The 22,961-nt window shown below is 70.0% G+C and carries 21 protein-coding genes; all 21 read right to left on the reverse strand.

Annotated elements, in window-relative coordinates:
- Window positions 1-30 precede the first annotated feature (30 nt).
- Window positions 31-927, reverse strand: a complete 897-nt coding sequence (gene gmk, locus ACTIFV_RS13415) for a guanylate kinase (protein WP_439593291.1) — start codon at window positions 925-927, stop codon at window positions 31-33.
- Entirely contained in the window at window positions 920-1,780 is an 861-nt protein-coding gene (pyrF, locus tag ACTIFV_RS13420; protein WP_439593292.1) for an orotidine-5'-phosphate decarboxylase, read from the reverse strand. The genes gmk and pyrF overlap by 8 nt, the downstream gene beginning before the upstream one ends.
- Window positions 1,777-5,064 carry a carbamoyl-phosphate synthase large subunit gene (carB, locus tag ACTIFV_RS13425; protein WP_439593293.1) on the reverse strand — a complete coding sequence of 1,096 codons (3,288 nt, stop codon included), beginning with the start codon at window positions 5,062-5,064 and terminating at the stop codon, window positions 1,777-1,779. Before carB ends, pyrF begins: the two co-directional genes overlap by 4 nt.
- A complete protein-coding gene (gene carA / locus ACTIFV_RS13430; protein ID WP_439593294.1) occupies window positions 5,057-6,199 on the reverse strand; it encodes a glutamine-hydrolyzing carbamoyl-phosphate synthase small subunit in 1,143 nt (380 codons plus the stop codon). Before carA ends, carB begins: the two co-directional genes overlap by 8 nt.
- On the reverse strand, window positions 6,196-6,705 hold the full coding sequence (locus tag ACTIFV_RS13435) for a PH-like domain-containing protein (RefSeq protein WP_439593295.1): 510 nt from the start codon (window positions 6,703-6,705) through the stop codon (window positions 6,196-6,198). The genes carA and ACTIFV_RS13435 overlap by 4 nt, the downstream gene beginning before the upstream one ends.
- Window positions 6,702-8,015, reverse strand: a complete 1,314-nt coding sequence (locus ACTIFV_RS13440; RefSeq protein WP_439593296.1) for a dihydroorotase — start codon at window positions 8,013-8,015, stop codon at window positions 6,702-6,704. Before ACTIFV_RS13440 ends, ACTIFV_RS13435 begins: the two co-directional genes overlap by 4 nt.
- A complete protein-coding gene (locus ACTIFV_RS13445; RefSeq protein WP_439593297.1) occupies window positions 8,012-8,986 on the reverse strand; it encodes an aspartate carbamoyltransferase catalytic subunit in 975 nt (324 codons plus the stop codon). Before ACTIFV_RS13445 ends, ACTIFV_RS13440 begins: the two co-directional genes overlap by 4 nt.
- A complete protein-coding gene (gene pyrR, locus ACTIFV_RS13450) occupies window positions 8,983-9,513 on the reverse strand; it encodes a bifunctional pyr operon transcriptional regulator/uracil phosphoribosyltransferase PyrR (protein ID WP_439593298.1) in 531 nt (176 codons plus the stop codon). The genes ACTIFV_RS13445 and pyrR overlap by 4 nt, the downstream gene beginning before the upstream one ends.
- A gap of 109 nt (window positions 9,514-9,622) precedes the next feature.
- Entirely contained in the window at window positions 9,623-11,197 is a 1,575-nt protein-coding gene (locus tag ACTIFV_RS13455; RefSeq protein WP_439593299.1) for a Rieske 2Fe-2S domain-containing protein, read from the reverse strand.
- Between the two features lie 164 nt (window positions 11,198-11,361).
- Complete coding sequence (nusB, locus tag ACTIFV_RS13460) at window positions 11,362-11,772, reverse strand: transcription antitermination factor NusB (RefSeq protein WP_439593300.1); 411 nt, start codon at window positions 11,770-11,772, stop codon at window positions 11,362-11,364.
- Window positions 11,773-11,774: 2 nt separating this feature from the next.
- Window positions 11,775-12,335, reverse strand: coding sequence for an elongation factor P (gene efp, locus ACTIFV_RS13465; RefSeq protein ID WP_248150012.1), 561 nt, complete (start codon window positions 12,333-12,335; stop codon window positions 11,775-11,777).
- An 88-nt stretch (window positions 12,336-12,423) separates the two neighbouring features.
- Window positions 12,424-12,879 carry a type II 3-dehydroquinate dehydratase gene (aroQ, locus tag ACTIFV_RS13470; RefSeq protein WP_439593301.1) on the reverse strand — a complete coding sequence of 152 codons (456 nt, stop codon included), beginning with the start codon at window positions 12,877-12,879 and terminating at the stop codon, window positions 12,424-12,426.
- 237 nt (window positions 12,880-13,116) lie between these two features.
- A complete protein-coding gene (gene aroB / locus ACTIFV_RS13475) occupies window positions 13,117-14,193 on the reverse strand; it encodes a 3-dehydroquinate synthase (RefSeq protein ID WP_439593302.1) in 1,077 nt (358 codons plus the stop codon).
- Window positions 14,190-14,711: a shikimate kinase gene (locus tag ACTIFV_RS13480; protein ID WP_439593303.1), complete on the reverse strand. Its 522-nt coding sequence runs from the start codon at window positions 14,709-14,711 to the stop codon at window positions 14,190-14,192. Before ACTIFV_RS13480 ends, aroB begins: the two co-directional genes overlap by 4 nt.
- Window positions 14,695-15,909 (reverse strand): chorismate synthase, encoded by a 1,215-nt coding sequence (gene aroC / locus ACTIFV_RS13485; RefSeq protein ID WP_439593304.1) that lies wholly within the window; start codon window positions 15,907-15,909, stop codon window positions 14,695-14,697. The genes ACTIFV_RS13480 and aroC overlap by 17 nt, the downstream gene beginning before the upstream one ends.
- 4 nt (window positions 15,910-15,913) lie before the next feature.
- On the reverse strand, window positions 15,914-16,780 hold the full coding sequence (locus tag ACTIFV_RS13490) for a shikimate dehydrogenase (protein WP_439593305.1): 867 nt from the start codon (window positions 16,778-16,780) through the stop codon (window positions 15,914-15,916).
- Window positions 16,750-18,453 (reverse strand): endolytic transglycosylase MltG, encoded by a 1,704-nt coding sequence (gene mltG / locus ACTIFV_RS13495; RefSeq protein WP_439593306.1) that lies wholly within the window; start codon window positions 18,451-18,453, stop codon window positions 16,750-16,752. Before mltG ends, ACTIFV_RS13490 begins: the two co-directional genes overlap by 31 nt.
- Window position 18,454: 1 nt before the next feature.
- On the reverse strand, window positions 18,455-18,925 hold the full coding sequence (ruvX, locus tag ACTIFV_RS13500; protein WP_439593307.1) for a Holliday junction resolvase RuvX: 471 nt from the start codon (window positions 18,923-18,925) through the stop codon (window positions 18,455-18,457).
- A complete protein-coding gene (gene alaS / locus ACTIFV_RS13505; RefSeq protein ID WP_439593308.1) occupies window positions 18,922-21,582 on the reverse strand; it encodes an alanine--tRNA ligase in 2,661 nt (886 codons plus the stop codon). The genes ruvX and alaS overlap by 4 nt, the downstream gene beginning before the upstream one ends.
- Window positions 21,583-21,646: 64 nt before the next feature.
- Window positions 21,647-22,051 carry an ATPase gene (locus ACTIFV_RS13510; RefSeq protein ID WP_439593309.1) on the reverse strand — a complete coding sequence of 135 codons (405 nt, stop codon included), beginning with the start codon at window positions 22,049-22,051 and terminating at the stop codon, window positions 21,647-21,649.
- A 178-nt stretch (window positions 22,052-22,229) separates the two neighbouring features.
- Complete coding sequence (gene rpsD, locus ACTIFV_RS13515) at window positions 22,230-22,859, reverse strand: 30S ribosomal protein S4 (protein WP_248149976.1); 630 nt, start codon at window positions 22,857-22,859, stop codon at window positions 22,230-22,232.
- Between the last annotated feature and the right edge of the window lie 102 nt (window positions 22,860-22,961).

Here is a 22,961-nt window from a genome sequence, read left to right on the forward strand (position 1 = left end):
ATTCGAGCGTAATGTGACGAAACGCTGAGGTCAGCGCGCCAGCGCGGCCACCTCGGCGGCGGCCCGTGCGACATCGTCGTTCACGACCCGGTAGTCGAACTCGTTCTGCGACGCGAGTTCGACCTTCGCAGTGCGCAGGCGTCGTGCGCGCTCCTCGTCGCCTTCCGTGCCGCGGCCGACGAGCCGGTCGACCAGCTCGTCCCAGCTCGGCGGCAGCAGGAAGACGAGCGTCGCCGACGGCTCGGCCGCGCGCACTTGGCGCGCGCCCTGCAGATCGATCTCGAGCAGCACCGTGCGGCCTTCGGCCAGTGCTGCGTCGATCGGACCGCGCGGCGTGCCGTAGCGGAAGCGGTTGTGCACCGTCGCGTGCTCCAGCAGCTCGCCTGCCGCGATCATGCGGTCGAACTCCGCGTCGTCGACGAAGAAGTAGTGCTCGCCGTCGACCTCGGCGGGCCGCGGCGGACGCGTCGTCGCCGAGACCGAGAGGAGGATCTCGGGATGATTCGCCTTGATGTGGGCCGCCACCGTCCCCTTGCCCACCGCGGTGGGGCCAGCCAGGACCAGGAGCCTGCTGCGATTGCCGCGCGGTGCGCGCTCGGGGATGCGGGAGTCGAGGAATGCCGTGAGCGCGACGCGCTGGCGAGCACCCAGTCCGCCGAGCTTCTTGACGGGAGCGATCTCGAGGTCGGCGAGGATGCGGTCGCGCTTGCCCTCGCCGATCGCGGGGATGCACGTGAGGAACTCGGTCACGCGCATCGCGCCGGCGGGCGACGTCGGGTCGTCGAGCGCGCGGCGCAGCAGCTCCTGCGGGGTGATGACGCGCATCGCGACGTCCTTCTTGAGGGACGCGCGGGCTCGGCGGGCGGCGACGGCACGGCGGGATGCGGCGACGCGGTCGACTTCGGGGGGAGTACGTGAATCAGGCATCGGAACCACTAACGTACATCGCCGCGCGGGCCTCGATGCGCGCCGCGAGGGCGTCGGGACCGGCCGACAGGATGCTCCGGCTCTCGCTGGCCACGACGTTGCGCGAGAGCGCACCGAAGAGGCGCACGAGGTCGCCCGGCTCGGCCCCCTGCGCGCCGAATCCCGGCGCCAGGATCGGCGCTCCGCGGAGCGCGTCGTCGGGTAGTCCGATGACAGCGCGGTCGACCGTGGCACCCACGACGAGCCCGATCGGGCCGAGCCCGCCCTCGAACGCGTCGGAGCCGTTGATCCACGACACGTCGCGTGCCACGCGCTCGGCGACGGACTCGTCGTCGCTCGCCGCGACATCGATCGTCCGCGCACTCTGCACCGAGTACGCCTCGGGGTTGCTGGTCGCGGCGAGGACGAAGGCGCCCTTGCCGTGCCGCACGGCCGTGGTCAGGGTCGCGCGCAGCGACTCGGCGCCGAGGTACGGGCTGAGCGTCACGGCGTCGGCCTCGAGCGGTGAGCCGGGCTCGAGCCAGGCGTGCGCATAGCCCTCCATCGTCGTGCCGATGTCGCCGCGCTTGGCGTCGGCGATCACGACGAGTCCTGCGGCACGCGCTTCGGCCATGACCTCCTCCAGCGCGGCGAAGCCGCGCGAGCCGTAGCGCTCGAAGAACGCGACCTGCGGCTTGACGACGCCCACCCGGCCCGCGGCCGCCTCGACGACCGCGAGGCCGAACGCGCGCACGCCGGAGGCCGAGGCATCCATCCCCCACTCCTCGAGGAGCCGCTCGTGAGGGTCGATCCCCACGCAGAGCGGTCCGTACGAGTCCAGGGCCGCCCGCAGCCGCGTGCCGAATGGGGTCATGCGCGCGCCGCTCGGTCCTGGGCGTACTCCTGCAGGCTGCGCACGCGGAAGCCGTCCCGCAGCACCGGCAGCGCGCTCACGGCGGCGCCGAGCACGGCCATGGTCGTGAAGAGCGCCTTGTCCGCCGCGACCGCGGCAGCGCGGATCTCGTACCCGTCGGCGCGCGCCATGCCGCCCGAGGGGGTGTTGACGATCATGTCGATGCGCCCCTCGTTGATGAGGTCGACGATGTTGACCTCGCCGGATTCCTGCGTCGCCGAGTACTTGTTGACGACCTCGACCTCGATGCCGTTCCGCGCGAGGATCTCGGCGGTGCCCTCGGTCGCGACGAGCGTGAAGCCGAGCTCCTGCAGACGGTGGGCGGGGAGGATGACGGCGCGCTTGTCGCTGTCGGCGACCGAGATGAACACCGTGCCCTCGAGCGGCATCCCGCCGTACGCGGCCTCCTGCGACTTCGCGAACGCCGTCGGGAAGTCGCGGTCGATGCCCATGACCTCACCCGTGGAGCGCATCTCGGGACCGAGCACCGAGTCGACCATGAGGCCGTCCTTCGTGCGGAACCGCTTGAAGGGCAGCACGGCCTCCTTGACCGCGACGGGGGCGTCGAGCGGGACGCGCGAGCCGTCCTGAGCGGGCAGGAGGCCCTCGTCGACGAGCGATGCGATCGTCGAGCCCGCCATGATGCGGGCGGCGGCCTTCGCGAGCGGGATGCCGAGCGCCTTCGACACGAACGGCACCGTGCGCGACGCCCGCGGGTTCGCCTCGATGACGTAGAGCACGCCCGCCGAGATCGCGAACTGCACGTTCAGAAGTCCTCGGACGCCCACGCCCTCGGCGATCGCCAGGGTCGCCGTACGGACGCGGTCGATGTCGCTGCGACCCAGCGAGACGGGCGGGAGGGTGCAGGACGAGTCGCCGGAGTGGATGCCGGCCTCCTCGAGGTGCTCCATGACTCCGCCGATGTAGAGCTGCTCGCCGTCGTACAGCGCGTCGACGTCGATCTCGATCGCATCGTCGAGGAAGCGGTCGACCAGGAGCGGCTTGCCGGGCTCGACGATGACCTCGCCCGCAGTGCGGACGAAGTACTCGCGCAGGCTCGGGCTGTCGTAGACGATCTCCATGCCGCGGCCACCCAGCACGAAGCTCGGGCGCACGAGAACGGGGTAGCCGATCTCCTCCGCGATCGCGACGGCGCCGTCGACCCCGGTCGCCGTGCCGTGGCGCGGGGCCACGAGCCCCGCGTCGTCGAGCAGGCGGGAGAAGAGCTCGCGCTCCTCGGCCAGATCGATCGCGGCGGGACTCGTGCCGAGGATCGTGTACCCGGCCTCTTCGATCCCCTTCGCGAGGCCGAGCGGGGTCTGACCGCCGAGCTGGCACACCACGCCGAGGATCTCGCCCGACTGCGACTCGGCGTGCAGCACCTCGAGCACGTCCTCGAGCGTCAGCGGCTCGAAGTACAGGCGATCCGAGGTGTCGTAGTCGGTCGAGACGGTCTCGGGGTTGCAGTTGACCATGACGGTCTCGTAGCCGGCGTCCGACAGCGCGAACGACGCGTGCACGCACGAGTAGTCGAACTCGACGCCCTGGCCGATGCGGTTGGGGCCCGAGCCGATGATGACCACCTTCGTGCGGTCGGACGGCGTGACCTCGGTCTCGACGTCGTAGCTGGAGTAGTGGTACGGCGTGAGCGCGGGGAACTCCCCCGCGCACGTGTCGACGGTCTTGTAGACCGGGCGGATCGACAGCGCGTGACGGATGCCGCGGACCTCCGCCTCGGGGATCCCGCGCAGTTCGCCGATCTGCGCGTCGCTGAAGCCGTGCTCCTTCGCGATGCGGAGGGTCGGGGCATCCAGCTCCCCCGCCTCGCGCACCAAGGCGGCGACCTCGTTGATGAGCGCGATCTGGTCGAGGAACCAGGGGTCGATCTTCGTGGCCTCGAACGCCTGCTCGATCGTCGCGCCCTTGCGCATCGCCTGCTGCAGCACGACGATGCGGCCGTCGGTGGGCACGGTCGCGATCTCGAGCAGCTCCTCGAGCGAGCGCTCCTCGGCGCCCCAGTGGAACGACGATCCGCGCTTCTCGAGAGAGCGCAGCGCCTTCTGCAGCGCCGTGGCGTAGTTGCGCCCGATGGCCATCGCCTCGCCGACCGACTTCATGGTCGTGGTCAGCGTCGTGTCGGCGGCGGGGAACTTCTCGAAGTTGAAGCGCGGAACCTTGACCACGACGTAGTCGAGCGTCGGCTCGAAGCTCGCGGGGGTCACCTTCGTGATGTCGTTCGGGATCTCGTCGAGGCGGTAGCCGATCGCGAGCTTGGCGGCGATCTTCGCGATCGGGAAGCCCGTCGCCTTCGAGGCCAGGGCGGACGACCGCGAGACGCGCGGGTTCATCTCGATCACGATGATCCGGCCCGACTTCGGGTCGACGGCGAACTGGATGTTGCAGCCGCCCGTGTCGACGCCGACGGCGCGGATGATGTCGATGCCGATGTCGCGCAGCTTCTGGTACTCGCGGTCGGTCAGCGTCAGCGCGGGGGCGACGGTGATCGAGTCGCCCGTGTGCACGCCGACCGGGTCGACGTTCTCGATCGAGCAGACGACGACGGTGTTGTCGGCCGTGTCGCGCATGAGCTCGAGCTCGTACTCCTTCCAGCCGAGGATCGACTCCTCGAGGAGCACCTCGTTGGTCGGCGAATCGTGCAGGCCCGCCCCGCCGATGCGTCGGAGGTCGGTCTCGTCGTAGGCGAAGCCCGAGCCGAGCCCGCCCATCGTGAAGGACGGGCGCACGACGAGGGGGTAGCCCAGCTTCTCGGCGCCGGCGAGCAGGTCGTCCATCGAGTGGCAGATGACGGATGCCGCGACATCCGCTCCCGCATCGAGCACGAGCTGCTTGAAGATCTGGCGGTCCTCGCCCTTGTTGATCGCCTCGAAGTCGGCGCCGATCAGCTCGACGTCGTACTTCTCGAGGATGCCGTTCTTGTGCAGATCGATGGCCGCATTGAGGGCCGTCTGACCGCCGAGCGTCGGCAGGATCGCATCGGGCTTCTCCTTCGCGATGATCGTCTCGATCACCCGCCAGTTGATGGGCTCGATGTAGGTCGCGTCGGCGAAGTCGGGATCGGTCATGATCGTCGCGGGGTTGGAGTTGACGAGGATGACGCGCACGCCCTCCTCCCGCAGCACGCGGCACGCCTGCGTGCCCGAGTAGTCGAACTCGCACGCCTGGCCGATGACGATCGGCCCCGAGCCGATGACCAGGACGCTCTTGATGTCGTCGCGCTTAGGCACGGTTCTCCTTCACCATCTCCGCGAAGCGGTCGAACAGGTAGTTGGCGTCGTGGGGGCCGGCGGCCGCCTCGGGGTGGTACTGCACCGAGAAGGCCGGGATGTCGAGCGCGCGCAGGCCCTCGACGACCTGGTCGTTGAGTCCGACGTGCGAGACCTCGACCTTTCCGTACCCGTTCGGCGAGTCGAACGCGCCCTCGAGCGGCGCGTCGACCGCGAAGCCGTGGTTGTGCGCCGTGATCTCGACGCGGCCGGTCGCCTTGTCGAGCACGGGCTGGTTGATGCCGCGATGCCCGAAGGGCAGCTTGTAGGTGCCGAGGCCGAGCGCGCGTCCCAGCAGCTGGTTGCCGAAGCAGATCCCGAAGAACGGCAGGCGGTCGTCGAGCACGGCACGCAGCAGCTCGACGTGATCGCCGGATGCCGCGGGGTCGCCCGGTCCGTTGGAGTAGAACACCGCGACGGGGTCGATCGCACGGATGCCGTCGATCGTGACGTCCTGCGGCAGGACGTGGACGTCGAAGCCCCGCGCGGCGAGATTGTCGATCGTGGCCTGCTTGACCCCGAGGTCGAGCACGGCCAGGTTGCCGATCCGCTCCCCCGTCGCCTTCGTGACCTCTGCGGCGGTCACCGACACGGCGGCGGAGAGGTTCTGCCCTGCCATCGGCGGAGCCTCCGTCACGATGCGCAGCTGCTCCTCGGCATCCAGTTCCGCGGCCTCGCCCGAGAAGATCCCGCCGCGCATGCTGCCGGCCGAGCGGATGTGCCGCGTCACGGCGCGTGTGTCGATGCCGCTGATGCCGACGACGCCGTCCGAGACGAGCGCGTCGTCGAGCGATTCGTCCGCGCGCCAGTTCGACACGACGCGCGAGGGGTCGCGGACGATGTAGCCCGACACCCAGATGCGGCGCGACTCGGGGTCTTCGGCGTTCATGCCGGTGTTGCCGATGTGCGGCGCGGTCTGCAGCACGATCTGACCCGCGTATGACGGATCCGTCAGGGTCTCCTGGTAGCCGGTCATGCCCGTCGCGAAGACGACTTCGCCGATCGTCGTGCCGGTGGCGCCGTAGGCGCGGCCCACGTGGCGGGTGCCGTCCTCGAGCACGAGCACGGCAGGGTCGGAGCGGAAGAGGGATGTCATGCGTCGGTTCCCGTCTGCGAGGTGGAGAGGATGCCCGCGATGGCGTCTGCGAGTGCGCGGGCGGAGGCATCCTGAGGTCTGAAGTAGCTGTCGACGACGTCGCCCGCGTCGGTGCGCCACGCGAGCCGGGTCAGGCCGTCCTTCTCGACCACGCGATCGATCGCGACGGTCGACTGGTCGACGCCGGCGATGCGGTCGGCGGTCAGGAACAGGCGCGGCCGACCCGTGAGATCGAGCGCGATGCCGGCGTCCGTCACGGTGATCGTCACGCGGGAGCGCATGCCGAGCCCCGGGGCGGCGATGCGCTCGAGGGGGACGTCGTGGCGCGTCGTCGCGACGTAGAGGCCTTCGAAGACCGCGACGGTCGACGACCCGGTGGACGCCTCGCCCGCCGTGATGAGCGGCGTCGCGTCGCGCCGGCGGCGCTTCGTCCACGCCCAGACGCCGATCGCGATCAGCAGGACCGTGAACGCGACGATGATGATGAGCGCGCCTTCCCGCGTCATCCGCGCACCCCCGGCGTGTCGAGCAGGGCGCCGTCGGCGACCGTGAGCACGCCGCGGTGGACCGTCCAGCGCACGTCGCCCGGCAGCGCGCGCCCCAGGTAGGGCGAATTGACGCTGCGGCCTTCGAGATCGTCGACAGTGAACGGGCGCGCCGGCGAGGGGTCGTAGAGGGTGAGGGATGCCGTGCGCCCCGCCGCCAGCGGCGTGCCCGCGTCGCTCAGCCGCCCGATGCGGGCGGGCTCGCGCGACATGACGCGGGCGACGTCGGACCACTCGAGCAGACCGGTCTCGACCATCGTCGCGTGGACGACGCGCAGGGCGCTCTCGAGGCCGACCATGCCGTTCGCGGCGGCCTGCCATTCGCACGCCTTCGACTCGAGCGGGTGCGGAGCATGATCGGTCGCGACGATGTCGATCGTGCCGTCGGCCAGGCCCTCGCGCACCGCGATGACGTCCTCTTCGCGGCGCAGCGGCGGGTTCACCTTGAACCGCGGGTCGTACCCGCGCACGAGATCGTCGGTCAGGAGGAGGTGGTGCGGAGTCACCTCGGCCGTCACGTTCACACCGCGGCGCTTGGCCCAGCGGATGATGTCCACCGAACCGGCGGTCGAGAGGTGGCAGACGTGCATCCGCGACCCGACGTGCTCGGCGAGGAGCACGTCGCGCGCGATGATCGACTCCTCGGCGACGGCGGGCCAGCCGGTCAGGCCGAGCTCGGCCGACACCGCGCCCTCGTTCATCTGCGCACCCTCGGTCAGGCGCGGGTCCTGCGCGTGCTGCGCGATGACGCCGTCGAAGGCCTTCACGTACTCGAGCGCGCGGCGCATGATCAGCGGGTCGAAGACGCAGAAGCCGTCGTCGCTGAACACGCGAACCCGCGCACGCGAGTCGGCCATCGCGCCGAGCTCGGCGAGGCGTTCGCCCTTCTGCCCCACCGTGACGGCGCCGATCGGCTGCACGGTGGCGAAGCCGGCCGCCTCGCCGAGTGCGAGCTCCTGCTCGACGACGCCCGCGGTGTCGGCGACGGGCGAGGTGTTGGGCATGGCGAAGACGGTCGTGAAGCCGCCGGCGGCCGCGGCACGCGATCCCGTGAGGATCGTCTCGGACGCCTCGTAGCCGGGCTCGCGCAAGTGGGTGTGCAGATCGACGAGACCGGGCAGGGCGACGAGGCCGTCGGCATCCACCACCGTCGCACCGGCGCGGCTCAGTCCCGCGCCCACTTCGGCGATCACACCGCCGTCGACGATCAGGTCGGCGGTGCGACCGCCCTCGAGGAGTGCTCCTCGGACCAGTAGGACCTCATCCGTCACAGCACGCCCTCACTCTCGTCGCTGCTGTGGACGCGTTCGCCCGCGAGCAGCAGATACAGCACCGCCATCCGCACAGAGACGCCGTTCGCGACCTGCTCGAGCACCGTCGAGCGAGGGGAATCGGCGGCGTCGGCGGAGATCTCGAGCCCCCGGTTCATCGGACCCGGGTGCAGAACCATCGTATCGGCCGGGAGCAGCCCCATGCGCCGCGCATCGAGCCCCCATCGACGGGAATACTCCCGTTCAGTGGGGAAATACGCGGCGTTCATGCGCTCGAGCTGGATGCGGAGCATCATGATCGCGTCGGGTGCGGCGGCGATCGCCTCGTCGAGGTCGTAGACGACGTGCACGGGCCACCCCGAGACATCCTGCGGCACGAGGGTCGGCGGCGCGACGAGCGTGACCTCGGCGCCGAGGGTGTTCAGGAGCCACACGTTCGACCGCGCGACACGCGAGTGCAGCACGTCGCCCACGATCGTGACCCTCAGCCCCTCGAGATCGCGACCGCGGCTGTCGGCGCCGTGGCGGCGCTTGCGCATCGTGAAGGCGTCCAGAAGTGCCTGGGTCGGGTGCTCGTGCGTCCCGTCCCCGGCGTTGACGACCCCGGCGGTGATCCATCCGCTCGTCGCGAGCGTGCGCGGAGCGCCGGAGGCTCCGTGGCGGATGACGACGGCATCCGCCCCCATCGCCTGCAGGGTCTGCGCGGTGTCCTGCAGCGACTCGCCCTTCGAGACGCTCGACCCCTTCGCCGAGAAGTTGATGACGTCGGCGCTCAGGCGCTTGGCGGCCGCTTCGAAGGAGATGCGGGTGCGGGTCGAGTCCTCGAAGAAGAGGTTGACCACGGTCTTGCCGCGCAGCGTCGGGAGCTTCTTGACCTCGCGCTGCTGCGTGTCGGCCATGTCCTCGGCGACATCGAGGATGCGCAGGGCGTCGGCGCGCGCGAGGGACCGGGTGTCGAGCAGATGCCTCATGACTCGATCGTCACCTCTTCGATGCCGTCCACGTCGGCGAGACGGACGTTGACGCGCTCGTCGCTCGAGCTCGGCAGGTTCTTGCCGACGAAGTCGGGTCGGATGGGCAGTTCGCGGTGCCCACGGTCGACGAGGATCGCCAGTCGCACGGCGGCCGGGCGGCCGATGTCCTGCAGGGCGTCGAGCGCGGAGCGGATGCTGCGCCCCGAGAAGAGCACGTCGTCCACCAGGACGACGACCTTGCCGTCGATCCCGCCTGCCGGGATCTGGGTCGGCTGGGGCTCGCGCGTCGGATTGCGGTGCAGGTCGTCGCGGTACATCGTGATGTCGAGCGCACCGACGGGCACCGACACACCGCTGAAGTCCGCGAGCAGACTGCCGATGCGATGCGCGAGGGTCACGCCGCGCGTCGGGATGCCGAGCACGACGAGGTTCTCGGGGCCCTTGTTGGACTCGAGGATCTCGTGGGAGATCCGAGTCAGAGCGCGTGCGATGTCGGCCTCGTGAAGTACGGTGCGCGTACTCATCCGCCGCTCCCTTCTCCGCCTCACAGGACGGTGTTAAAGGTTGCTGTGCCTCCACTCTAGCGCGCCGAGCGGGGCGTTCCCGGACCTCGTGCGAGATCCGTGCCGGCACCTACGCGGCGGGGGTCGTCGCCTCGCGGAAGAGGTCGTCCTCGGCCCGGCTCGCCCGGATCGGGTGGCCCTGGCTCGTGAGGCACTTGCCACTCGCGAGGTCCCACTTCCAGTCGTGCAGGCTGCAGGTCAGCACGCCGTCCTCGATCTTGCCCGTCTTGGTGAGGTCGGCCCGCAGGTGCGGGCACCGGCGCTGCACGATCCAGTCGCCCAGCTGGGCGTCCTCGGTCTGATCCGTCTGCTCCGCGTACCAGTTCTCGACGTACTCGATGCGGTCGCGCGACAGGCACTTGAGGAAGGTCGTCAGGAACTCGTTGAACTTGCCGCTGCGACCGACCTCGAACTGCATCGACAGGAAGATCGAATTGGACCAGTCGATCTCGTGGTCGCGGATGTTCGTCGAGACCAGGTCGGCGGGGATCGTGTACCAGTAGATGCACTCCTCCCCCGCATACTCGCGGACCTTCGCCTTGGGGAAGTCGACGACCATGTCGAGGTCGCCGATCCGGAAGCGCACGTTGCCGCCGACGCCGTTGCGGATCGTCCGGCCGCGTCGCAGCAGCGGCTCCCACCACTCCTTGATCGCCGCGAGCATCTCGTCGGGCGGCAGGACGGCGGCACGGGATGCCTCTTCCGCCGCGATCTCGTCCTGACGCGTGTCGCGCTGCTCGGCGAGGTAGTCCCACTTCTCGTCGAAGAAGCGATCGATCTCGGCATCCGTGTACAGGGACTGCGTGACCGAGATCTCGCCGTCGTTCAGCTCCACGACCGTGCCCGGCACGAACTCGTAGCCCTTCTGCTCGGGACGCAGCTCGGCCATGTGCGCGAGGAACTGCCGCTGATCCGTGAAGATCGAGTCGTCCTCGAGCCCGGTGCCGTTGTAGCGGAAGAGCTCCTCGCGCAGGAACATCGGCGGCCCCGCCATCGGGAACACATGCTCCGCATCGACCTTCTCGATGTAGTACATCGCGCGCTTGTTCTGCGCATCACGCTTGAGTCGCGCGAAGTTCTGCTTGGCATCCTGCGGCAGGTCGTAGACCATGGGCCACCAGATCGCCCCGGATACCTGCGTGAAGTAGGCCTCGGGCTTCGAGAACGACATGAGCTTCTCGAGATCGAGCGGATGCGAGTCGTTCTGGTTCAGGATGCTGGCGGTGCCGTCGTCGACGCTGAGCGACGAGTCGCCGATCGGCCCGTCGCTGGGGGCGCGCAGCGGCGTCACCATGATCTTCAGGTCACCGAACTGCAGGGGCACACCCGCCTGCGTGTAGATGATGTTGTCGTAGCCGAGCCTGCGGAGATCCTGCTCGAGGTCATCGGTCGGATAGTCGGGCAGGAGCACCTTGATCGTCCGGGGGACGTGACGCGCCATGAGCGCGGGGTCGAAGTGGTCGCGGTGCCGGTGGGACACGTACAGGAAGTCGGCGGCGCCGTACTTCTTCCAGTCGAGCGCGCGGTTGTCGGGGAACGGGAACCACGACCCGAAGAACGTCGGACCGATGACGGGGTCGCACAGGATGCTGCCGCCGCGGGTCTCGATGAACATGCCGGCGTGGCCGAGGCCCGTGATGCGCATGGGGGAATCCTCCAGATCGGAACCCGTCGATTCTACCGTCGGCCGCCGAGCGCCCCCGGAGACGAGCCGCTTCGTCTCTTCGTTCAGCGTCCAGAGCCTGCGGTTCCGGACGAACTCACAGCCGCAGTCCGTGGACGCTGAGCGGGTTCGCCGCCAGAGCCGACTCAGGACGAGCGGGCGATCCGTCCGAGCACGCCGTGGACGAAGGAGCCCGACTCGTCCGTCGAGAACTCCTTGGCGAGCTCGACGGCCTCGTCGATCGCCACGGCGGACGGCACCTCGTCGTTGTAGAGGAGCTCCCACACGCCGATGCGCAGGACCGCGCGGTCGACGGCGGGCATGCGCGAGAGCGTCCAGTCCTTCGCGAACGTCGTGATCTGCTCGTCGATCGCCTCGCGGTTGTCGTTGACGCCGTCGACGATCTCGCGCGCATAGAGCCAGGACGCCTCGCGGGCGGGTTCGCTCGCTGCGCGCTTGGCCTCGGCCGCGATCGTCGTGGACAGCTCGTCGCCGCGGACGTCGGACTGGAAGAGGATGTCCAGCGCGCGTTTGCGCGCCTTCGAACGTGCGCTCAAGGTCAGTTCACGCGGCCGAGGTAGTCACCCGTGCGGGTGTCGACCTTGACCTTCGTGCCCTGCTCGACGAACAGCGGCACCTGGATCTCGTAGCCGGTCTCTACCGTCGCCGCCTTGGTGCCCGCCGACGAGCGATCGCCCTGCAGGCCGGGCTCGGTGTACGTGATCTCGAGGACGACGGATGCCGGGAGCTCGACGTACAGCGGATTGCCGTTGTTGAGCGCGATCTGCACCTGCTGGTTCTCGAGCAGGAAGTTCGCCGCGTCGCCGACGGTCGCGGCGGCGACGTTGATCTGGTCGTAGTCATCGACGTCCATGAAGACGAAGTTGTCGCCGTCGTTGTAGAGGTACGTGAAGTCGCGGCGATCGACGTTCTCGATGTCGATCTTCGCGCCGGCGTTGTAAGTGCGGTCGACGACCTTGCCCGAGAGGACGTTCTTGAGCTTCGTGCGGACGAACGCGCCACCCTTGCCCGGCTTGACGTGCTGGAACTCGATGACGTTCCAGAGCTGTCCGTCGATGCTGAGGACGACGCCGTTCTTGATGTCTGCGGTGGATGCCATGAGTGAAGAGTGTCCGTTTCGTGTCAGTGGGGCGCACGCGGAGCGCGCCGACGTCCGATTCTACGGGATGACGGGTGCCGCGCCCCGATCAGCCCTCGGCGACCCCGGCGATGACGTCGATGAGCTTGCGCACCGCCGTGGAATAGCCCGCGACGCCTTCGCCGATGACGTGGACGGCGGCGACGTCCGCGACGTACGAATGGTGCCGGAAGGACTCGCGCTCGTACACGTTCGAGATGTGCACCTCGGCCACGGGCAGATCCACACCCGCGAGCGCGTCGCGCAGGACGACCGACGTGTGCGTGAGCCCGCCCGGGTTGATCACGATGCCCGAGCAGTCGGCGCGCGCGTCGTGGATGGCGTCGAGCAGGACGCCCTCGTGATTGCTCTGCACGGCCCGCAGTTCGAAGCCTCGGGATGCCGCGGCATCCGTCGCGATCCGTACGACGTCGGCGAGCGTCGACGTGCCGTACACGTCGGGCTCGCGCGTGCCGAGCAGGTTGAGATTCGGTCCGTTGACGAGCAGCAGTCGACGTTCGGTCACGCGAACACCCTAGCCGCCCGTCGCACCGGTCTGAGCTGCCTGCGTCGGAGGATGTCTGCTCGGTCGGAGGATCCGCATCGGATCCTCCGACCGAGCGCGCATCCTCCGACCGGGCGGCACGAACTCGGTCGGCAGGCGGGATCGGAACTGCACGGGATCCGACGGGGAGTCCCGTGCGGGCGGGACGCCCCATCGAGGGGATCGCCGCCGAACACGCGTTCGGCACGCCGAGGACTGCTAGCCCGCGACCTCCTGGTAGGCGGCGAACAGCAGCGACTCGTCGGGAGCCTGGAGCACCGTCGGGCGGGCGATGTCGTCGAGGACGATGAAGCGCAGCATCCCGCCGCGGCTCTTCTTGTCGCGCTGCATCGTGGCCTTGAGCGTCGGCCAGGCGCCGGCGCGGTAGGTCGTGGGCAGGCCGAGAAGATCCAGGATGTTGCGGTGGCGCTGGGCCGCGGCATCGGGCAGTCGTCCGGCCAGGCGCGACAGTTCGGCGGCGAACACCATGCCGACTGAGATCGCGGCGCCGTGGCGCCAGCGGTAGCGCTCGGCGTGCTCGATCGCGTGGCCGAGGGTGTGGCCGTAGTTGAGGATCTCGCGCAGCCCGGCTTCGCGGAAGTCCTCGCTCACGACGCGCGCCTTCATCTCGATCGCCAGCTCGATCGTGCGTCGGAACGCCGTGCTGCGCGGGTCGACGGCGGCCTCGGGATCGGCCTCGACGAGGTCGAGGATCTCGGGGGCCCAGATGAAGCCGGCCTTGACGACCTCGGCGTACCCGGCGACGAGCTCGTTGCGCGAGAGCGAGTCGAGCAGGTCGAGGTCGCACACGACGGCGTGGGGCGGCCAGAACGCGCCGACGAGGTTCTTCCCCTCGGCGGTGTTGACGCCCGTCTTGCCGCCGACCGCGGCATCCACCATTCCCAGCACCGTCGTGGGCACCTGTACGACCGCGACGCCTCGCAGCCACGTCGCCGCGACGAAACCGGCGAGGTCGGTGACGGCTCCCCCGCCGAAGCCCACCACGACGTCGGTGCGGGTGAAGTCGGCCTTGCCCATGACCTGCCAGCAGAAGGCGGCGACCTCGATGCGCTTGCCGGCTTCGGCGTCGGGGATCTCGGCGAGCAGCACCTCGCGATCGCCGACGAGCGACGCGCGCAGCTGTTCGGCCTGCGCCGAGAGGGTGGGCGGGTGCACGATGAGCACCTTGCGCGCGCCCTCGGGCAGGCGGTCGCCGAGGGAGGCGAGGATGCCGCGGCCCACCGTGATGTCGTACGCGGCCTCACCGGTCACGCTGATCGTGGTCGTGTCGCTCATGAATCCTCCTCGGTGGACCGCACCCACGCGACGACCGCGTCGACGACGTCCTGCAGCGGGCCGGACGACGTGTCGAACGTCTCGGTCGCGAGCTGTTCGTAGACGGGCTTGCGCGCCTGATAGATCTCGTTCCAGCGCGCACCGGCGTCCTCGCCCTGCAGCAGGGGACGCTTCGAGCCCTTCACGCGCGCGATCACGACGCGCGGCTCGACGGTGAGCAGTGCGACGCGGTGGCCGGCGAGATCCGCGCGGGTGTCGGCATCCAGCACCGCTCCCCCGCCCAGCGAGACGATGCCGCCCTTCGCGAGCCCTTCGCGCACGGCCGCGCGCTCGAGCGACCGGAAGTGCGCTTCGCCGTGCGTCTCGAAGAGCTCCTCGATGGGCCCGTGCGCGAGCTTGACCGCGATGTCGGTGTCGTAGAACGGCCTGCCGAGCGCCTTCGCGACCCTGCGGCCGATGCTCGTCTTGCCGGCGCCCATGGGGCCGATCAGCACGACGGCGTCAGAGCGCGAGGTCATGATCCGAGGCGGCGGTGCTGCGCAGCGTCTCGGGGATCGCGGCGAGGTACCCCTCGAGGTTGCGGCGCGTCTCGGCCACGCTGTCGCCGCCGAACTTCTCCAGCACGACGCCCGCGAGCACGATGGCGACCATCGCCTCGGCGACGACGCCTGCGGCGGGGACCGCGCACACGTCGGAGCGCTGGTGGTGCGCCGACGCGGTCTCGCCCGTCGCGACGTCGATCGTGCGCAGCGCCCTGGGCACCGTCGCGATCGGCTTCATGCCGGCGCGCACACGCAGCACGGTGCCGGTGGACATTCCGCCTTCCGTGCCGCCCGCCTTGTCGGAGGACCGCGTGATGCCGTCGTCCGTCGCGAAGAGCTCGTCGTGCGCGGCCGAGCCGCGGCGGCGGGTCGTCTCGAAGCCGTCGCCGACCTCGACGCCCTTGATGGCCTGGATGCTCATGAGCGCCTCGGCGAGCTTCGCGTCGAGGCGGCGGTCCCAATGCACGTGCGAGCCGAGGCCGGGGGGCAGTCCGTAGGCGAGCACCTCGACGATGCCCCCGAGCGTGTCGCCGTCCTTGCGCGCGTCGTCGACCTCGGCGACCATCGCGGCCGACGTCGCCGCGTCGAAGCACCGCAGCGGATCCGCGTCGAGCGCGTCGACGTCGGCGGGCGTGGGCAGGGCGGCACCCTCGGGCACCCGCACGGGGCCGATAGAGAGCGTGTGCGAGACGAGACGGATGCCGAGCTCGCCCAGGAACGCGCGGGCCAGCGCTCCGAGCGCGACGCGCGCCGCCGTCTCGCGCGCGCTCGCCCGCTCGAGGATCGGCCGCGCTTCGTCGAAGCCGTACTTCTGCATCCCGACGAGGTCGGCGTGACCCGGACGCGGCCGCGTCAGGGCGGCGCCACGGCCGCGCGACTTGTCGGTGAGATCGATGGGCTCGGGGCTCATGACCTCGACCCACTTGGGCCACTCGGTGTTGCCGATGCGCAGGGCGATCGGGCTGCCGAGCGTCGTGCCGTGCACGACGCCCGACGAGATCGACAGCTCGTCCTCTTCGAACTTCATGCGCGAGCCGCGACCGTAGCCGAGCTTGCGGCGCGCGAGATCCGCCTGGATCGCGGCGCGCGAGACGGGGACGCCGGAGGGCAGACCCTCCATGATGGCGACGAGTTCGGGGCCGTGCGATTCGCCGGCCGTGAGCACGCGGAGCATTCGTCTAGTCTTCCACGACCGCGAGGCGCATCGCGGCCAGCACCGCTGCCTCGTCATCCAGCGGAACCTCCACCTGCCCCGAGACGAAGATCCGCACCTGCAGCACGGCCTGGTGCAGCAGCATCCCGAGCCCCCACGTCGACCGCCCGCCGGTGCGTTCCCACCCGCGCGCGAGGGCGGTGGGCCAGTGGCCGTAGACGACGTCGAGCAGGAATCCGCCCGCGTCGGCGAGGGCGTCGGCCGAGGCATCCCCCACCGCCGCATCGCCCGGCAGCGTCGCGATCGTGGCGTCGACGGAGGCGAAGGACGACGAGTCGATGGATGCCGCGACCACCGCGATGCCGAGATCCTCGCCGAGTGCGACGAGGGGCGCGGCGGCATCGGGCCGGCGCGCGACGACCTCGACCCGCCCGGCGCCGAGCTCGGCGAGGGCGACCAGCGCCGAGGTCGCCGTGGCTCCCGCGCCGACGATGCGCGCGCGGTCGACGGCGGTCAGCCCCTCGTCGCGGAGCGACGCGGCGATGCCGCCGATGTCGGTGTTGAAGCCGTGCGCCCCGTCGGCCCGCAGGAGGAGAGTGTTGACCGCGCCCGTCAGCTCGGCGCGTCGATCGAGTGTCGCGGCGGCGCGGCGTGCGGCGCCCTTGAGTGGGAACGTGAGCGACAGCCCGCGCCACGAGTCGCCCAGGCCGCGCAGCGCACGGTCGAAGTGCGCCTCGGGCACCTGGCGGCGGTCGTACTCCCAATCCAGACCGAGCACGCCGTACGCGGCTCCGTGGAGACGCGGAGAACGGCTGTGGGCGATCGGATCGCCCCACACCGCGAGGCGGTGCCGCTCGGGTGTCAGCACCCGGCGTCCGGGTTGGCCTTGCACCAGTCGATCCACTGCGCGACCGCACGGTTGTGATCGTTGATGTTGGTCGTGAAGATCGTCTCGCCCGTGTTGAGGTTGACCGTCACGAAGTACAGCCAGTCCCCCGGCTCGGGGTTCATGGCCGCCGCGATCGCGACGTCGCCCGGGTTCGAGATCGGCCCGACCGGAAGTCCCATGTTCACGTAGGTGTTCCACGGGTTGGGGTCGTTGAGGGCCTCGCCCGACGAGCTCACGGTTCCGTCGTGCATCTCGCCGTAGCCGTACTGCGCCGTGGAGTCCATCTGCAGGAGCCCGAAGGTCTCCTGGTTGCCGGGATCGAGGCGGTTGTTGATGACCGTCGCGACCTTCTTCATGTCGGCTTCGAGCCGCGCCTCGCGCTGGATGATCGAGGCCTCGGTGAGGATGCGCTGGCGGTCCGCCTCGGGCACGCCCGCGGCATCCAGCGATTGGATCGTGCGGCTCACGAGCGTCTGGATGACGTCCTGCGCCGTGACGCCCGGGTCGAACGTGTACGTCGCAGGGAAGAGCCAGCCCTCGAGCGGCTGTCCACCCGCCGCGGCGACGGCGGGGTCGAGCGGGACGCCGTAGACGGTCGGATCGGCGACGGCGGCCTGGAAGTCCTCGAGCGGGATGCCGGTGCCGTCCGCAAGCAACGGAAGCGACTGCTCGACCGTGAGTCCTTCGCGCAGCTGCGCGGTGTTCTCGAGCTTGTTGGCGGGGTCTTCGAGTGCGGCGAGTGCGGCGGCCGAGGTCATCTGCAGCTGCATCTTGTACGCGCCCGGATAGAAGGTCGGGTTGAGGCCCTCCTCGATGAGGTAGTCGTAGAACGCGGTCGGAGTCTTGGTCACCCCGGCCTCGTACAGCGAGTTCGAGATCGTCGTCGTGACGTCGCCCGACGCGATGGTGACCACGGCCTCGCCGTTCGCGAGTCCGTCCTCGTAGTCCTTGGGCTCCTCCCACCCCATGACCTCGCGGATCTTGCCCTCGTACGTGTTCCACACGTACAGGCCCCCTGCCGTGAGACCCCCGAGGATCACCAGGACCACGCCGAGCGCGATCCATCCGCCGATGCGCCGCCGCTTCCTGTTCTTCGGCACGGGCTCCTTGCCGAGTTCGTCGGTCGAGGTGGCCCCCGTGAAGAGATCCTCCAGCGCCGGCTCCGCCGCGGGGATCGTCGGCGTCGCGCCGGAGCGCGCGTACCCGGGCGCCGCATCGGCGGTCGCCGCTCCGTCAGGACGACCCGCAGAGCGCCGCCAGTCCGCGGCGGGGTCGTCGTCGACGGCAGATGCTGCGACCGGCGCGGGCTGCGTCGGAGAGGTCCTGCGCGGCTCGTCGGCGGGTACGGCGGACGTCTCCGCTGCCTCCGGGCGCCCGGAGGATGCCGCGGGCTCGGTCGTCGTGGCGGGCTCGGCAGCGGTCGGCGATGACGCGGTCTCACCCGTCGCTTCTGCCTGCGACTCGGCTGCGCTGGTCGGCGGGGTGACCGTCTGCTCCCCCGTCGCGGCGCGTGCCGCGGCCGCGCGGGCTTCGCGCCGCGAAAGCGGCGCCGTCTCACCGGCGACAGGCGTCACGGGGTCGGATGCACCGGATTCGCCGTCGATCCGCCGGGCCCGAGGGTCGGGAAGCTTTCCGAACAGGTCCGCGAACGGGTCGTCAGTGGTGGGATCGGGCATCTCAGGCGGGCTCCTGGAAGATCGGGGTTCCGGCCGGACGGCCTGTGCTCTTCTCGACATCGAGTGCTTGCTGCAAGAGGACGACGGCCGCGACCTGATCCACAATGCTACGAGAAGAACGCTGGGATCTGCCCGACTGGCGCAGCGCGGCGTGGGCGGACACCGTCGAGAGGCGCTCGTCCACGAGACGGACCGGGGTTGCGGATGCCGCGGCAACGTCGGCGGCGAAGGACCGGGCATCCGTCGTCGAAGCGGTGTCCTCGCCCCTGAGGTTCATGGGCAGGCCCACGAGGATCTCGAACGCGGAATGCTCCTCGGCGAGGGATGCGATGCGTCCGACGGCCTCGTCGTTGCGGGGCACGGTCTCGACCGGAGTCGCGAGCAGGCCGTCGGGATCGCACTTCGCGACCCCGACGCGAGCCTGCCCGACGTCGACGCCGAGCCGCACGCCGCGGCGGAACCCCTCGGTCACGCGGCTCCGAGTTCGCCGACCACCGCTTCGAGCGCCGCGGGCAGCGCCGCGGCATCCGTCCCGCCGCCCTGGGCCACGTCGTCGCGCCCGCCGCCGCCTCCGCCGAGCACGCCGGCAGCGCGCTTCGCGAGCGCGCCGGCCTTCGCGCCGGATGTCCGTGCCGCGTCGTTCGTCGCGACGATCACGACGGGGCGCTCGCCCACCTGCGCACCGAGCGCGACGACGGCCGCCTCGGCGCCGAGACGGTCGCGCACCTGCAGAGCGAGGGTGCGCAGGTCGTCGCCCGAGGACGCGGTGCCGACGTTCGCGGCCACGACGCGGAACGCGCCGACCGCTTTCGCACCCTCGGCGAGACCGGGCGCCCGATCGCCGAGCGCCTTCGCCTCGAACGCCGCGATCTTCTTCTCGGCGGCCTTGAGGCTCGCCGTGAGCTCGGCGATGCGCGCCGGCAGCTGCTCGCGCGGTGTCTTGAGCGTCGAGGTGAGCTGCGAGACGAGCGCGCGCTCGGCCGCGAGCGACCGGAACGCGTCGAGTCCGACGAGCGCCTCGACGCGACGGTTGGAGGCGCCGACCGACTGCTCGCCGACGAGGTTGATGAGCCCGATCTCGGCGCTCGTCGCGACGTGCGTCCCACCGCAGAGCTCGCGCGACCACGGGCCGCCGATGTCGACCATGCGCACGACATCGCCATACTTCTCGCCGAAGAGCGCCTGCGCGCCGAGCGCCTTCGCGTCGTCGAGCGCGAGCACGCGCGTCGTGACCTCGAGGTTGTCCCGTACGGCGTTGTTGGCGATCTCCTCGATCTCGGACTTGGTGGCGTCCGACAGCGCCTGGCCCCACGCGAAGTCGAAGCGCATGTATCCGGCGCGGTTGAGCGAGCCGGTCTGCGTCGCCGACGAGCCGAGGGTGTCGCGGAGGGCCGCGTGAATGAGGTGGGTCGCCGAGTGCGCCTGCTGCGCCGCGCGGCGGTTCACGGCATCCACCACCGTCGTCGCGGGCTGGCCCACGCCGACCTCGCCGGTCGTCACCTCGACCGTGTGGCTGATGAGGCCCGCGACGGGCCGCTGCACGTCGAGCACGTCGAGCTCGTACCCGGCGCCGACGATGACGCCCTTGTCGGCGACCTGGCCGCCCGACTCGGCGTACAGCGCCGTCTCGGCGAGGATGACCTCGGCGATCTGGCCCGTCGTCGCGCGATCGACCGACACGCCGTCGACGAGGATGCCGAGCACGGTCGACTCGGTCTCGAGGTCGGTGTAGCCGGTGAAGGACGTCTCGCCCAGCGCCCGCAGATCGCGGTAGACGCTCGTGTCGGCCAGCTGGCGCTTGCGCGCCTTCGCGTCTGTCTTGGCGCGCGTGCGCTGCTCGTGCATCAGCGCGTCGAACGCGGCACGGTCGACCGAGAGTCCGGCTTCCTCGGCGATCTCGAGCGTCAGGTCGATCGGGAACCCGTAGGTGTCGTGCAGCAGGAACGCCTCGGGGCCGGAGATCGTCGTGGCGCCGGCATCCTTCGACTGAACGATGGACTCGTCGAGCAGGTTGGAGCCCGCAGCGAGCGTGCGCAGGAACGTCGCCTCTTCGGCGAGGGCGTACTGCTCGATGCGCGGGTAGTCGGTCGCGACGATGGGATAGGCGTCCTTCATGGCGTCGCGGGATGCCGCGAACAGCTCCCGGAAGGTCGGCCTCTCGACGCCGAGCAGGCGCATCGAGCGGATCGCACGACGCATGAGCCTGCGCAGGATGTAGCCGCGGCCGTCGTTGGAGGGAGTCACGCCGTCCGACAGCAGCATGAGCGAGGAGCGGATGTGGTCGGCGACGACCCGGAAGCGGATGTCGTCCCGATGGTCGGCGCCGTACGTGCGACCCGACAGCTCCACCGCCTTGTCGAGGACCGGGCGCACCTGATCGGTCTCGTACATGTTGTCGACGCCCTGCTTGATGAACGCGACGCGCTCCAGGCCCATGCCGGTGTCGATGTTCTTGTGCGGCAGCTCGCCCACGATGTCGAAGTCGTACTTGGACTGCACGTTCGTGATCTCGTACTGCATGAAGACGAGATTCCAGATCTCGACGTAGCGGTCGTCGTCGGTGGCGGGGCCTCCGTCGATCCCGTAGGCGGGCCCGCGGTCGAAGAAGATCTCGGAGCACGGGCCCGCCGGTCCCGGAAGACCGGTGGACCAGTAGTTCGTGTCCTTGCCCAGTCGCTGGATGCGCTCCTCGGGCAGATCCGTCAGCTTCAGCCAGAGGTCGTGGGCCTCGTCATCCTCTTCGTAGACCGTGACCCACAGATCCTTCGGATCGAAGCCGAGACCGCCGTCGGCGTCGGGTGTCGTGAGAAGCTCCCACGCGAAGCGGATCGCGCCCTCTTTGAAGTAGTCGCCGAACGACCAGTTGCCGAGCATCTGGAAGAACGTGCCGTGCCGCGGAGTGTGCCCGACCTCTTCGATGTCGAGTGTGCGGATGCACTTCTGCACGTCGGCCGCGCGCTTGTACGGCGCGGGGACGTCGCCGCTGAGATACGGGATGAAGGGCACCATGCCGGCGACCGTGAACAGCAGCGCGGGGTCGTCGGTGACGAGCGACGCGCTCGGCACGATGGTGTGGCCGTTCTTCTCGAAGTAGTCCAGGTAGCGCTGGGCGATCTCAGCGGTCTTCATGCGTGGGGATTCCTCGGGTCGTGCGTGAAGGCACCCCGGCCTCTCGGGCCGGGGTGAGAGGGAGTCAGTCGGCGAGCTTCTTGGCGGCCGACTTCGCCTTGCCGGCGGCGGTCTTGGCCTTGTCGGCGACATCGGCGACGGCATCCTGTGCCTTGTCGGCCGCGTCGGAGACCGCGTCCTGCGCCTTGTCGACGACGTCGGACGCGGCGTCCGCGGCCGATCCGAGCGCGTCGGAGGCCGCACTCTTGGCGGCCTGGGCGGCGCCGGCCGCGGCATCCTTCACCTCGTCGACGAGCCCCGTGAACCGGGATTCCTGCTCGCGGTAGGCGTCGCTCATGCGATCGGTGAACTCCGTGATGCGGGCATCGACGTCGGCGAGCAGCTCGTGCCCGCGAGGGTCCTTGTTCACCAGATGGGCGAGGACGAATCCGCCGGCGATGCCGAACACGAACCACAGCACGTTCTTCATGACACCACTCCTCGGACTCGCCGCCGGACGCGGCATCCCTCCATCGTAGGCGGAAACGTCCGTCGTACGCCTCAACGACGAAGGGCGCCGGGTTTCCCCGACGCCCTTCGCGCTGCTGGAACGCTCAGCGCGCCGCGTAGTTGTGCGATCGGCCGCTGCGCGGCTGTACTACGCGTCGCTAGCGCGCCGCGTAGTACTCGACGACGAGCTGGACGTCGCAGACCACGGGGACCTCGGCGCGCTTGGGGCGACGCACGAGACGCGACTGGAGCTTGTCGAGCTCGACCTCGAGGTAGCCCGGGACCGGGGGCAGGACGTCGGCGTGACCGCCGGCGGCTGCGACCTGGAAGGGCTCGGTGCCCTCGGACTTGGCCTTGACATGGATGAGCTGGCCCGGCTTGACGCGGAACGACGGGCGGTCCACGAGCTGGCCGTCGACCAGGATGTGGCGGTGCACGACGAGCTGGCGCGCCTGCGCCGTGGTGCGGGCGAAGCCCGAGCGCAGCACGAGGGCGTCGAGACGCATCTCGAGGAGCTCGACGAGGTTCTCACCCGTCAGGCCGTCCTTGCGACGAGCCTCGTTGAAGGTGTTGCGCATCTGCTTCTCGCGGATGCCGTACTGCTCGCGCAGACGCTGCTTCTCGCGAAGGCGGACGGCGAAGTCGCTGTCCTGCTTGCGCTTGGTGCGGCCGTGCTCGCCCGGAGCGTAGGGACGCTTCTCGAGGTAGCGGGCGGCCTTGGGGGTCAGAGCGACGCCGAGGGCGCGCGAGAGGCGCACCTTGCGGCGGTCCTGGGACTTCGTTGCCACGAAGGATCCTTCCGATGACGCGGCCGTGTCTTTCACGACTCGCGGACGTATCGCCTCTCCTCGCCCTGTCCGGAATGCACGCCGGGGCATGCCGGTAGGTAG

The organism is Microbacterium sp. (genome assembly GCF_051860965.1).
GTDB lineage: Bacteria > Actinomycetota > Actinomycetes > Actinomycetales > Microbacteriaceae > Microbacterium.